The 12,175-nt window shown below is 44.0% G+C and carries 12 protein-coding genes and 1 pseudogene; 5 read left to right on the top strand and 8 right to left on the bottom strand.

What is annotated here, in order from left to right:
- Nucleotides 1-169: 169 nt before the first annotated feature.
- The 3 genes from BG32_RS03510 to BG32_RS03520 all read right to left on the bottom strand — a co-directional run bounded on the left by BG32_RS03510 (nt 170) and on the right by BG32_RS03520 (nt 2,758).
- Nucleotides 170-937, bottom strand: a complete 768-nt coding sequence (locus tag BG32_RS03510; protein WP_259459481.1) for a metallophosphoesterase — start codon at nt 935-937, stop codon at nt 170-172.
- A 74-nt stretch (nt 938-1,011) separates the two neighbouring features.
- Nucleotides 1,012-2,169 carry a glycosyltransferase gene (locus BG32_RS03515; protein WP_006487353.1) on the bottom strand — a complete coding sequence of 386 codons (1,158 nt, stop codon included), beginning with the start codon at nt 2,167-2,169 and terminating at the stop codon, nt 1,012-1,014.
- Between the two features lies 1 nt (nt 2,170).
- Entirely contained in the window at nt 2,171-2,758 is a 588-nt protein-coding gene (locus BG32_RS03520; protein WP_006487355.1) for a glycerol-3-phosphate acyltransferase, read from the bottom strand.
- Nucleotides 2,759-2,965: 207 nt separating this feature from the next.
- Here BG32_RS03520 and BG32_RS03525 point away from each other — a divergent pair, with 207 nt between their 5' ends.
- From BG32_RS03525 to BG32_RS03535, 3 genes are read left to right on the top strand one after another with little or no spacing between them, the layout of a single operon-like run.
- Complete coding sequence (locus BG32_RS03525) at nt 2,966-4,195, top strand: S41 family peptidase (RefSeq protein ID WP_006487357.1); 1,230 nt, start codon at nt 2,966-2,968, stop codon at nt 4,193-4,195.
- On the top strand, nt 4,196-5,314 hold the full coding sequence (gene iadA, locus BG32_RS03530; protein WP_006487359.1) for a beta-aspartyl-peptidase: 1,119 nt from the start codon (nt 4,196-4,198) through the stop codon (nt 5,312-5,314). It begins immediately after the preceding gene.
- A gap of 16 nt (nt 5,315-5,330) precedes the next feature.
- On the top strand, nt 5,331-5,828 hold the full coding sequence (locus tag BG32_RS03535; RefSeq protein WP_006487361.1) for an NAD(P)H-dependent oxidoreductase: 498 nt from the start codon (nt 5,331-5,333) through the stop codon (nt 5,826-5,828).
- On the opposite strand, the gene BG32_RS03540 is transcribed toward BG32_RS03535, so the two are convergent.
- Nucleotides 5,825-6,418 (bottom strand): manganese efflux pump MntP family protein, encoded by a 594-nt coding sequence (locus tag BG32_RS03540; protein WP_006487363.1) that lies wholly within the window; start codon nt 6,416-6,418, stop codon nt 5,825-5,827. The two genes, BG32_RS03535 and BG32_RS03540, sit on opposite strands and share 4 nt — an antisense overlap.
- Before the next feature lie 208 nt (nt 6,419-6,626).
- Between BG32_RS03540 and BG32_RS03545 the strand changes: the two genes are divergently transcribed.
- Both BG32_RS03545 and BG32_RS03550 read left to right on the top strand, forming a co-directional pair.
- Entirely contained in the window at nt 6,627-7,238 is a 612-nt protein-coding gene (locus tag BG32_RS03545; protein WP_183084275.1) for a non-canonical purine NTP pyrophosphatase, read from the top strand.
- An 80-nt stretch (nt 7,239-7,318) separates the two neighbouring features.
- Nucleotides 7,319-8,146, top strand: a complete 828-nt coding sequence (locus BG32_RS03550; RefSeq protein ID WP_121526392.1) for an alpha/beta fold hydrolase — start codon at nt 7,319-7,321, stop codon at nt 8,144-8,146.
- 342 nt (nt 8,147-8,488) lie between these two features.
- On the opposite strand, the gene BG32_RS03555 is transcribed toward BG32_RS03550, so the two are convergent.
- From BG32_RS03555 to BG32_RS17055, 4 genes and pseudogenes are all read right to left on the bottom strand, one after another.
- Nucleotides 8,489-9,472 (bottom strand): GNAT family N-acetyltransferase, encoded by a 984-nt coding sequence (locus BG32_RS03555; RefSeq protein ID WP_006487368.1) that lies wholly within the window; start codon nt 9,470-9,472, stop codon nt 8,489-8,491.
- Nucleotides 9,473-9,641: 169 nt separating this feature from the next.
- The gene (locus BG32_RS03560) at nt 9,642-10,046 is read right to left on the bottom strand and encodes a DUF4332 domain-containing protein (RefSeq protein ID WP_006487370.1); all 405 of its coding nucleotides are present in this window, start codon (nt 10,044-10,046) and stop codon (nt 9,642-9,644) included.
- Nucleotides 10,047-10,125: 79 nt separating this feature from the next.
- The gene (locus tag BG32_RS17050; protein WP_121526393.1) at nt 10,126-10,326 is read right to left on the bottom strand and encodes a hypothetical protein; all 201 of its coding nucleotides are present in this window, start codon (nt 10,324-10,326) and stop codon (nt 10,126-10,128) included.
- A gap of 36 nt (nt 10,327-10,362) precedes the next feature.
- Nucleotides 10,363-10,730, bottom strand: a pseudogene (locus tag BG32_RS17055) (DUF937 domain-containing protein); the annotation flags it as partial.
- Nucleotides 10,731-12,175: the final 1,445 nt, after the last annotated feature.

Raw genomic sequence — 12,175 nt, forward strand, 5'->3', positions numbered from 1 at the left:
GAAAACAACAGCAGGTATTATCGCAAAAAGCATAATAGCCTCCACAGGAGAATGGAAATTTGATTGATTATATCACTGCCGTTATTAGATTCGAAGCCACTTTTGGGGCTTGATTAAAGATCAAAGTCGGCAGAAATACGGATATGGAAGTTTTTTGGAGCTGGCAACACTAAAACTCAATGAAGACAAGTTCCGGTAGACTTGCGAGTCTGCCGGGAAACCAGCCTCCGACTCCCCTAGTTACGAAGACCTTTGTCCCATTGATCTGATAAAGACCCCTGAAGAAATCTCCGCTGAAGCCCCTTGTACTCCTAAGAATGGCTTCAGTTAACCAGGGGATGTAGAACTGACCGCCGTGAGTATGCCCTGCAAGAACGAGGTCAAAATCCTTCAATACGTTTTCGTGTTCTTCAAGAAGATTTGGAGCGTGAACCATCAGTATCTTGAGATCGTAGTCATCTTCCGGAAGAAACTTTGTCCATGAGAAGTAGTGATGTGAAGGAGTTCCAGTAAGTCCCAGTTTCTTATCTGAGATCTGAATTTCAGTTGAGTTTGCATGGACAACATTTATTCCTGCTTCCTCATAGATTTTCTGCATCGTAGTCGTTTCCGACTCTTCCCAGTTGCCGTAAACTGCATATACGGGCGCAATCGCAGTCAGTTTGGATAGAAAGCTCTCCATGTATTCCATATCCGTGTAAGGAGCCAGAACATCTCCGCCAAAAAGAATCAAATCGACCCCTTCATCTGTGAATTTCTCTAGAAGGCGATTATGCAGCGGCTTCTTCGTCCATATATGAATATCGGCGAAAAAAACTATTTTCGCCGAGGGTTCATCGGAAAAAGTAAGCCTCTCAACCGTCAAAATGTTAGGCTCGATAAGAAACACATAGGCAACAACGCAAGCAAAAATCAACCAGAATTTCCAATGCTTCAAGAGAAACCTTCCCCAAAGAGTTTTGTCGTGCGTTAACATTTTACATTATTGTTGGGCCGTACCGATCTGTTTCACTAAATAAATCGTGATTTCTTCTTTACAAGTGCCCTACCTTTCCATTTCGTGCATCCAAAGAAGTGAAAGATAATCGACATATAGCCAATGATGGATGAGATCGTTGCGATAAGCGGATACAAAACGACAACTAAAGGCGAAAGACCGAACTTCTCACTTGCGAGAAACCAGAAGATTATTGAAAACAACACGCTAACAGTTGAGGAAATAGCAATTGTAGGTGAAGTAACCGTACCGGAAATGGACAGAATTAACATTACCAAAGGGAAAAGGTTTATCGTAAGTATCCATGTCCACACAAAAATCGCCGGAATCAAGCGATATTCGAATAGGGCAAAGTAGTTTTTGAGAAAACCCGCGCAGGCATCTTTGAAACTCTCATACATTTTGCACTCAACAAGGTCTGAGGCATTGTAAAGCCTCCACCTCATTCCTGCCTTCTTAATCAGCTTTCCAAGAGAAAGGTCATCTACTCCATGGTCTCTAACGGACTCATGTCCACCAATAGAACAATATGACTCCTTCTTGAACATCATGAACTGCCCACAGGTGACAGAAAGTGCTCGAAACTTGGTTCTGTAGGCTAAAGCCAAGGGGAAAATCGACAATATGCTGTGCACCATGAAGGGCACCGTCAACAATTCTCCCAAGGTATCGGTTCTTTCTTTGACTACCGCCGAAAGCAAATCTAGATCTTCTATCTGCATTGCTTTGACTGCAAAGGAGACAGTCGACGGCGAGTGCACAGTATCCGCATCTGTAAAAAATAAGATCTCCCCCTTTGCTTCCATTGAAAGTTGATTGCATGCCCAGTGTTTACCAAGCCAACCCTTGGGCAACGCCTTCCCTTTGATTATTCTTAAATTGTCGGAATTCTTTGCCAGTGATTGCAGGATTTCCATCGTCCTGTCGGAAGAGCAGTCTTCAAGCACTATTACCTCGATATTGCTGTAGTCCTGGTTAAGGAGAGACGTAACACATGCAAAGATATTCTTCTCCTCATTTCTGGCGGGGATCAATATGGAAACCATTGGTCCAGGAATAGCTTTCTTTAAGCGACTCATTCTCTTAATCACGAAAAGATTTGAAAGAGTAATAACTAGCATGATTCCGAGAAAGACAGAAATCGAGATAGACTGAGATTGAAGAAAGCCCACCTCACTTACCTCCAAAAAACTTCAGCTTTATTGGAAAGACCAACTGATCTCTGTGCTTGAAGGCAAGTAGAGAAGTATTGAGTATCCATGTCAGGGTAAGAACCAAATCTCTTTGAACAAGTAGAAGTGCAAGAAGGCCAAACATGCTTAGAATGACCTTCCAACCATCTGTACTGGGTACCAGAATAAACGTAAAAAACAACATTAACACACCGATTATCGTCGGCCCGACCCACAAGGTCAATCCTGACCAAATACCAAAAGAAACTGCGACTGCCTTTCCTCCTTTCATTCCCAGGAAAGGGGAAAAGGCGTGTCCCAAGACGGGCGAAATCGCAACAGGGACAAGTCCTAGGCCTGAAATATCCCCAACAGTACGCGCTAGCAATACAGGAAGATACCCTTTAGAATAGTCAAGTGCCATCGCAATCAACCCCAGAATAATGCCTGCGCCTCTAATTACATTTGATGAACCGGGATTGCCGTCGGCGATTTCCGATATTCTCTTACCGGTAGTTTTCTCATAGAGGATTTTTGAGTACATTACCGATCCGGAAAGAAAGCCCAAAGCTGCCCACAAAAGAAACATGATCCAATCCTCCTATGTAAAAACGCAAGACTCCCCTTTCCGTTCGCCCTCACTGGATATTATGCAAAGCTGACCGGTACCGAAGCTTCATATTAGGATTATACAGAATCTCCACTCCATAATTCGACAGTAAAATTCATCTTTGGTGGTACCGACAGAACTTCAGTCGATGGTACAATCTCATCGAAACTTGAAAGGATGGTGAAGATGAAGCGAATCCAGTTTATAGGTATCATTTTGATCATGTGGACGACCGCATTTTCAGTACAGAATCTCGCTGATCTCTCTTCCGAAGACTGGAGAGAGGATATCGAGTACCTTGAAGAAAGGCTGATAAGCATTCATCCCAATCCCTTCTTCAGGATAGATCGGGAGGTCTTTCAAGCTTCGATTAAAGCCCTTGAGCAAGGTCTTGATGAGTTGTCATGGTATGAAATTTACACAAGACTGACGGAAATCGTTGCGTCGATTGGAGATGGACATACGGTTGTCTATCCTCAAGGCAGTTCCACGCTCTATCCGATATATACTTACTGGTTCAGTGACGGTCTCTACGTAATTGCTACATCGGAGAGTGAACAGAGACTTCTTAATTCGAAAGTCCTCGAAATATCCGGCACGAAAGTTGATGATGCTTTGAAAGCCCTTAGAAGAGTTGTGTCTCACGACAACGAATGGGGTTTCATGAATTCTCTTTCTGACTATTTGAACAAACCCGAGATCATGATGGGTCTTGGACTTGCCGACAAAGAAGGGAATCTGGTTCTTAAGATCGAAAACAACGGAGCTGTCAGTGAAGTGCTCGTTAAACCTCAGAATGCCGGGTTCCAATGGGTTCAGAAGAGAATCGAAGAAATCGACAGAACTTATATTGGAAGAAAGTACTGGTATCAGTACTACCCTGATTCAAGAATACTGCACTTTCATTACGCGTCATGTGGCTCGGAAGAAAGGAACCCGTTCATTCTATTCAACTGCAGAATGTTTCTATTTACCTGGACGAACCCAGTCGACAAGTTCGTTCTTGATCTTAGAGGAAACGGAGGAGGTAGCTCAGTCATTCTGGAACCTTTCATTCTAAGAATGATGATAGATTGGAGGCTGAACAGAACGGGAAAGTTTTTTGTTCTAATCGATCGTGGAACCTTCTCTTCGGCAGTTCTCAATGCCATTTCTCTGAAAAAGCGCACAAATGCGATCTTTGTGGGAGAACCAACGGGAGGCAGTCCGAGGCATTATGGTGAAGTGAAGAGATTCGTCTTACCCAACTCCGGAATATCTGTAAGTTGTTCAAGCACTTACTGGAGAACAACTTCCGATACATCACCGGCTTTCATGCCAGATGTCATTGCTATTAGATCTTTTGAGGACTACTACTATATGCGAGATCTGGCAATGGAGGCAGTTGAATCCTATAGAACCGAAAAGGAGGAATAAATGATCACGCTGTTCAAGAACGTTGAAGTATTCACACCGAAGCCTCTTGGAAAGAAGGATATTCTTGTTTCGGGTGAAAGGATCATAGAGATAGATGAGCGAATTGATGAATCTGCAGTAGTCTCCTTAAATGGAAGAGTTCTCGATCTTTCCGATAGATACGCAGTTCCCGGATTTGTTGATGGCCACGTCCATCTCATCGGTGGAGGAGGAGAAGGAGGCTTTTCTACCAGAACTCCAGAAGGTAGCTCGAAGCAGTTTCTCGAAGTCGGCACTACTACCATAGTCGGCCTATTAGGTACAGACGGTATTACGAGAGACCACATTTCTCTCCTTGCAAAGGCCAGAGACGTTCAAAACGATGGACTGAACGCGTTCATGCTTACCGGTTCATACAGGTATCCGTTAAAGACGATTACCGGAGACATTATGAGGGACATAGTCCTGATACCGGAAATCATTGGCGTTGGCGAAGTCGCGATCTCCGATCACAGAAGCAGTAATCTGAGCGCCAAAGAATTACAGAGATTTGCAATGGATGCTCGAGTTGCCGGCATGCTCTCAGGCAAGGCAGGAGTTGTTGTTCTACATCTTGGAGACGGTCAGGAGAAGTTGAAGCCTCTTTATGAAGCTACTTCAGATGGTACCCTCAGTCCAACTCAGTTGATTCCAACTCATATCTGTCGTACTGAAGAGCTCCTTTCTCAGGGCATTGACTGGGTGAGCAACAAGGGTGGCTATATAGACATAACTGCAAATGAGGATAACACACACCTGGTTCTAAGCGATATTTACAGAAGAAAGATAAGATTCGACAGAATTTGCGTATCATCTGACGGACTTGGTTCACTTCCAAAGTTCGACAGCGAGAAGAACCTCGTGGGAATAAAACCAGCACCAGTCGACACTCTTATGAAAAGCTTCATAAAGCTTATAAGTGAAGAAGGACTTCCAATTGATGAGGCTCTCAGACCCTTCACGATTAATCCTTCCAGGTTCTTCCATCTTGAAGAAAACGGGATAGGAACACTGAAGAAGGGCGGCATCGCCAGTATTGTTTTTCTTCACAGAGATCTTAGCATCGACCATGTTCTTTCTAACGGCCGGTTGTTAGTGTAGAAGGAGGCTCATCAGAATGGAATTTGCCGCAGTGTATTACAGTAGATCGGGTTCCACCAGAGCTATCGCAGAAAGCTTTGCAAGTTCTTGTGGTGCAAAGCTCTTTAAACTAGAGGATCTGAAACCCAGGAAATCTGTTTCGGGGTTCTCCGCTCTTCTGGGTTTAGGAAGCGCTTTGAAAGAGCCACTTCCGGATGTAAGAAGTTTCGACTTGGTTGTTCTTTTCACTCCGATTTTTGCGTGGCATCCTTCACCTCAGATGAATACATTCGTAAGGAATGGAGATTTGAAAGGTAAGCATGTCTATCTTGTCGGAGTTGGAGCCGGTGAGAGCAATGTTAAAGCTCTAGAGAGGTTCAAGAAAGAAGTTGAAAGGGCCGGAGCTAAAGTTTTGGGTTCAAAGAACCTAAAAGGACTTCAAATTAAGCAGAATATAAAAGAGGTAGAGCCGCAACTTTTGGAGAGTGGCAATCAGCTGGTTGGCGCCATTGAGAAGGCTTTCAAAGAGACCTAGAACAGATGCTCCAGAAGTATCTTGGCGCCGATCGCTATCAGCACTGTTCCCCCGGCTGCCTCCATAGCTCTACCGAGTTTCTGGCCGATCCTTTGACCTCCTGTTACTCCGATTGCCGAAAGCGAAGCGGTGATCACTCCAGTCATTATAGCAGTCTCTATAACTGGCTTTTCTAAGAATGCATAGGCACTACCTACGGCTAATGCATCTATCGATGTGGCGACTGAGAGAAGAATCAGAGTCAGCCCTTTGGTTCGATCCTTGCAAGTTTCCTCTCCCTGGTTTTCAAAAGACTCGTAGAGCATTTCCCCTCCAATTGCTGCTAGCAGAATGAATGCTATCCAGTGATCAAAATCCACAATGAAGTCTCTGAAGCCTGCTGCCAGGAAGACTCCAATGAGCGGCATACCAAACTGGAAGAACCCGAAATGGAAAGATACCCTGAAAACATGCCTTCCTGTCACGTTAGGAAGAGAGATTCCTGTACAAATCGAAACGGCGAATGCATCTAATGCAAGACCGTAGCAACTAACAGATTCTCCATCCAAAGCTCCTGTAGTAAGATTAACTAGATAGTAGCATATAGTCACCAGAAAAATCTGTGAAGCGGATTAGGTGACTTGTCGACTCTGATCGTATCTTTTGAGGGCTCCAGTAATCTCTTAAACAGAAAATCCCATCCAAAGACTTTCAAGATGTGGAGAGCGATTTGACGACGCCTAATCTGGAGGTTGGAACTGGGAGGGGGAGAGGGTGTTATCATAAGAAGTAATGCGAGGCTATCAAGGTGGTGCATCTTTGGAGATAATCTACGGCACACGAAATCTGGCCAAAGTGATGAGCATGAAGAAGATGCTTTGCGGATTGGATCTGCAATTAAAGGATTTATCTTTTTTTGAGCATCTTCCGGTTGTCGAAGAGATCGGATCAAGTCCGCTCGACAATGCACGAGCAAAGGCGGAAACTTACTATCGTTTTTTCGCAAGCCCTGTATTTGCATGTGATTCTGGTCTGTACATCGAAGGCCTAGATTCTGGTCTTCAGCCTGGAGCAAAAGTAAGGAGAAAAGGTTCTAAGGTTCTAAATGATGATGAAATGATCGACTACTACAAAAAGCTTTTGGAAGGACTTGGAGGGCAAGCAGTGGCACATTATGGGAACGCAATCTTGCCTATCCTGGACGACGATCAGAAACGTTGGCTGATGGATGACACGATGGAAGAGACGTTTTACCTTGTGAGTAGGCCTCACCCTGCAAGAGTAGAGAGTTTTCCTAAGAGTTCGCTCTCTATAGATATTCAGTTGGGTAAGTACTTTGCTGTTGCTACCGACGAAGAAAAGCCCGTTCTAGATAATTGTTTAAATGGTTCTCAGAAATTTTTATCGCAAAGCAATCAGTTCATTTGGTGATCGGCTTTTTGATCAGCAATATCGCAATCCCACACTTCATGGCATGTCACTAAACGACAGAATTTCGAGGGGAGGATAAAATGGCTTATAGAACAATCAATGGAGTTAAGCTTTATTATGAGATAAGAGGCAATGAAGAGGGAAAAGAAACCGTCGCCTTTTTCAACGGAGTCATGGCTTCAGTGAACAGCTGGTCGTTTCAGTCACGTGTGTTTGAGCAATTTGGCTACAGGGTTCTTCTACACGACTTCAAGGGGCAGCTTCTTTCAGAGAAACCCGAAGGTCCCTACACATTCAAAGAGCATGCGGAAGAGGCTAGACTGCTCATGCAGGAACTGGGAATCGAAAAGGTGCATTTGATAGGCACTTCATACGGTGGAGAAGTGGCCTTAAGATTTGCAATAGATTTTCCAGAAGCCGTTAAATCGATTTCGATCATCGATTCGGTAAGTGAGCTCGACGAAGTTCTCAAGCTTTTTGTTAGAGGCTGGAAGGATGCAGCGAAAGCTGGAGATCCAAGGAAGTTCTTCTGGAACATGGTACCGACAATCTATGGTGATTCATTCATTAGAAAGAACCTTAAGATGCTCGAAGGGAGAGCGATGGCCCTTGAAAAAGCCAGTTCCGATTACTTTGAAGGGCAGATTGCCCTATACGAAACTTTCTTAGGGGACGTTTACATGACCGACCTTCTTGAAAGAATTAGCTGTCGGACACTCGTAGTATGCGGGGAAGAGGATATACTTAAGCCCAGAAAGTTCTCAAAGATCATAGCAGATCGAATCCAGAAGTCAGAGTTTGCAATAATTCCTGATAGTGGTCATGTGACAATATTCGAAAAGCCTGATGTGCTTAACAGCCTGCTCCTCGGATTTGTCATGAAGAGTTCCGATCTATATGCACAATAGGCCACGGGATTTTGCTCGTAGATCTTACATTAGACCTGACATCATTAGTGTCACGAAATGAGTTTGTTGTTGTTCGTTGCCAATATAGATTAACAGGTACTACTTTCACACCAGTTGTCGGCAATGCATCTTTCGCTTATACGGGCAGCTTCAGAGTTGCTGAAAGCCGTTTCTGGGATGCGTCTCTTCTTCATGGATCTCGAAGCAAGGATCATCTTCTGAAACTACAGTAGAATCAAAAGGATAGCGACAAAGATACTACAAGTATTTTTTGTCGCTACCTTTTTTTGTGAACAAGTCCAATATGGTCTTCCGAAAAGCCGAGAATTAGTTCATATTGCCCTATTGGATTTTGAAATACTTGATCCAAGGTCTGCAATATCTAGAAGTCTCTTTGAACCCAAATCTCCTGTAAAAACCAACGGTGGAGTTCATGAAGGAGCGATCTATTCCAAATGATTTCATTCTTCGGAAGCCCTCCTTAAGCAACTCTGTTGCCAACCCAAGCTTTCTATATGAAATGTGAGTCCCTACGGGTTCGAAGTTTCCGTAGCCGTTTTTCAAGTCAAGCCAGATAGTGCAGAATGATGCGTATTCACCGTCCGGAGCAACTACGAAAAGGTCGAGTTCTTTTCTGTAATCAGGTGCCATCTGCATTTCTCTGAATGCATCGACCGGTGGCCAGCTCGAGGGTGGGCAGTAACCCGAGAAGGCCATAGCCTTTGCTCTTGATCTCTTGACTGGATCGTCTTCCTCGGCGACACTGAGAACTCTGAACCCTTCGGGAAAGGAAGGGGTTGCCATTGACTCGCCGATCTCATAAACCAAGTGGGGAATACATCTTTCCTGCCTTACATATCCTCTGCTCTTCGCAATCTTTTCAAGCTCGTCGCCGTCATTTACATAAAGCTTTACAAAACCAATTCCATTTGCTCTGTCTGCAAGATTCTCTTCGATGTAATCGACGATTTCAGGATAAAGATATTTGTAAGCGGGGTGTATCTGAATCCATGCTTCACCGGGCTCCTCGTTTTCTGAATGAGCAACAGCAACAATTCTGCCTTCTTCGTTTTCCCATATTCCGATTGAATCCTGCCAAAGAGGAAGATCGTCTCTATGATCTATGTGAGGTCTTGTAGGGACACTGAAATAGCTCGTAGAATAATATCTGTGAAGAGGTAGGACATGAAATCTGCAAAAATTCCATCTCTCAATCAGCCAGTTGAACGGACCCCCATGAAGAGGAAATGTTTCGATGATCAACTCTCTAATTTGCATATAGTCTCTCTCCGGCACGTACCTTCTGAGAGTCACAATCTTGCTCAACGTGATCCCTCCTTAAATTAAGAAAGAGTAGACATAATGACGGAATTATATCATCAGGAGTTTAGACACACTTGGTCTTCTTTTCATAATGTGCCCACACGAAAGTGACCGGGCTTCATCCCCGGCCACTCCTCTTAAGAAAAACACAAGTATGTGCTTTCAGTAAGACTCAATATTGAATTGCTCTTGGAAGTTTCTTTGCCTGTTCTATCCAATTGAGTATCTGCTTTTTCGTTGGAAGCTTTCGAACAAGCTTCTTTTCACCATTAACTTCAACGATCTTTTGGAAAAGGTTGTCACCGTTTCTCTTTGAAAGCTCGGGAACTGTATCAACTCCTGCAGCCTCAAGAAGCTCGGAGTATTCCCCCCCGATTCCTTTGATTCTCATAAGATCAGCGTGGTTTACCCAGGTAAGGATATTGTCCTCACTAATGTCCGCCTTCTTCGCCAGTTCGGTCCTTGCTTTCTTTGTCTCACAGGTCTTTAGCAAAGATTCGATTGAAGTAATTCCAGCTTCCTTCAGTTTTTTCTCGTAGACCGGTCCGATTCCTTCAACGATAGTAAGTTTTGCCATTCAAATTCCTCCCTTCTATTAGTGGTGTTTTCTGAATTCCTTGTTGCAAATTGTGGGATAGCCAAAAGTAACAGTCTAACTATTTCTTAAAGAACTTTCCAAAGAAACTACCGGCGTCATCGAGAAAACTGCCGTCCCTATCCTTGTCCAGCAAATCAGCCGCTTTTCCCATCATGCCGCTGTTACTGCTACTGGATGCAATATTGCTGAGAAACCCGGCAATTCCCGATGAATCAACATTACTTTTCGTCTTCTCATTTCCAAGTGCGGCCAATAGCAAAGGTGCAATCTGTGAAAGAATTCCTGAAACCTGGTTCTTCTTTAATCCGGTTTGAGTTGCAAGGTTCTTCTCAACTCTCTCTTCGTTTTCTGGAAAAATGTGGCTAAGAATCTTCTGACCTCCGCTTCGATCAGCATTTGAAAGGTATGACTTTACGTCATCGACATTCTCATCCTTATGTTGATCAAGCGCTCTGTTAAGCGATTCGGCTCCCTCTTGGTAGAGGCGTTTCGCGTTAGCCCTTGCAGAAGCGTCGGCAGTCCGAGTTGAGTTACCTTCTGTACCTTATCTGGAGTAGTTCCAACAGATTTCGCGAGTTCTGAAGACGTATCTTCATCATTGAGTTTTTGTGAGATCAGATCGAATAAATTTATTGGTCTCCTCCTTTGAACATTCTGTAACATCTACTTCATTATACTTCTTAATCTCAAAAAGTAAGATCATAACGAGACTCAATCTAATGAACGAAATATCTATCTTCATTTGCTGTTTCGTTTAAATCTTTTCGATCCGAAAGTTGCAATCATTTGTGAAGCGGTGGTTCAGGAAGAAAGAGATCGTATTCTGAACGCCCACCTGGCTTCGAATAATGTAAATCAGGAAAAACCGTAGAAGAAAATCGCACTCCGAACATAGTGGGCCTGTATTGAAGAAGAGTGTAAAAAGCAAATTTCAGGTCTGCCTTATTATTCGATTCCTTTTTGCGGGTCGTTCTGGAGCTATTACGTTCCAGAAAATCTTTTGGTGATTTTAGCTTGTCCAGTTATCACACATTGCAGACTGGCCTGATCGTTTCGATAGTTGCGTTTCTGAATATTGTATCTGACTGCAAAGGCTGGAAATCACACAAAGTCGGTGAAGTATTGCGAATCCTAAACGGTGGTTCCGTTCTCTGGGTAACCGTTACATGTGTATTTACCTCCTCCTCCTATCCGGTTACATCACCCGAAGGGAGTGGCTCTAAATGCAAACACTCTCGTTCGCTGCGTTACTCCACTTGGTGGAATCATAAACTGGGTGCTAATTTAGGAGAGATGCTCCCATAAGTTTTTCTACCCCCCTGTTGCAACTTCTTCAACCTTCTGGATACGCAGCCGTGTCCGTCGGTCGCAATTCATTAAGCGGTTTCTATCCATACTGGTTCTTGAATCCATCTGCAGAATACCATGCGAGGATTGGTTCATAAACCAATCTAATGATCTTCATCCACCAGTGGGGACGATCTTTGTAGCATTTGATTTTGCGATTTTGATTCATTTTTTCGCCGAGGAACAAGTTGATGTAAATCATTTACATTGGGTTAGAACATGAAATCACTTCCCCGTGAATATCAATCAGTGCTTGCGCTACCTGATTTAGAAAAAGAGGGGCTTCGCCCTCCTTTTCAAAACTGAACTCCAGCCTCAGCGATTGGCGAAGTTTCTTTGATGACCCTTGTCTTTGTCGTACGATTCATCCTCTTGAGATTGCCGTCACTCAGCCAATGCCAGAGCGTCTCCCCTTCGTTTGGAAACAACTCATTCACTCTGACTTCATCTTCATCAACAAAATCCGATGCACTCTTTAAGAGATAGGCTGACCGTTCCTCTTTCCTCTGAACCGCTGCCCTTAGGCGTAGGTAAGAGTCGATGCCAAGAGAAGCTCAAGTTCGGGTGGAACAGTTTTCTTTATCCCTGTGCTCCCCCCTATTCAAATAGTGAATTATCTTTCAACCCAAACTCTGGAGGTCCCCTGGACTCCAGCTATGGCCATTACGCAAGGAAATCGGTGAGTAGCCCAGGGGGATTTCACCCCCAGGCTCTCTCAGAACCGGACTTGAATCTCTCGATTCATCCGGCTCCCATTATCC

It is taken from the genome of Mesotoga sp. HF07.pep.5.2.highcov, from assembly GCF_003666285.1.
In the GTDB taxonomy this organism is placed as follows: domain Bacteria; phylum Thermotogota; class Thermotogae; order Petrotogales; family Kosmotogaceae; genus Mesotoga; species Mesotoga prima.

Coding starts and splice junctions, on each gene's coding strand:
- BG32_RS03520 (WP_006487355.1), bottom strand. CDS start 2,758: ATGTTTCTTTTGTGGGCAGCTTTGGGCTTTCTTTCCGGATCGGTAATG.
- BG32_RS03525 (WP_006487357.1), top strand. CDS start 2,966: ATGAAGCGAATCCAGTTTATAGGTATCATTTTGATCATGTGGACGACC.
- iadA (WP_006487359.1), top strand. CDS start 4,196: ATGATCACGCTGTTCAAGAACGTTGAAGTATTCACACCGAAGCCTCTT.
- BG32_RS03535 (WP_006487361.1), top strand. CDS start 5,331: ATGGAATTTGCCGCAGTGTATTACAGTAGATCGGGTTCCACCAGAGCT.
- BG32_RS03550 (WP_121526392.1), top strand. CDS start 7,319: ATGGCTTATAGAACAATCAATGGAGTTAAGCTTTATTATGAGATAAGA.
- BG32_RS03560 (WP_006487370.1), bottom strand. CDS start 10,046: ATGGCAAAACTTACTATCGTTGAAGGAATCGGACCGGTCTACGAGAAA.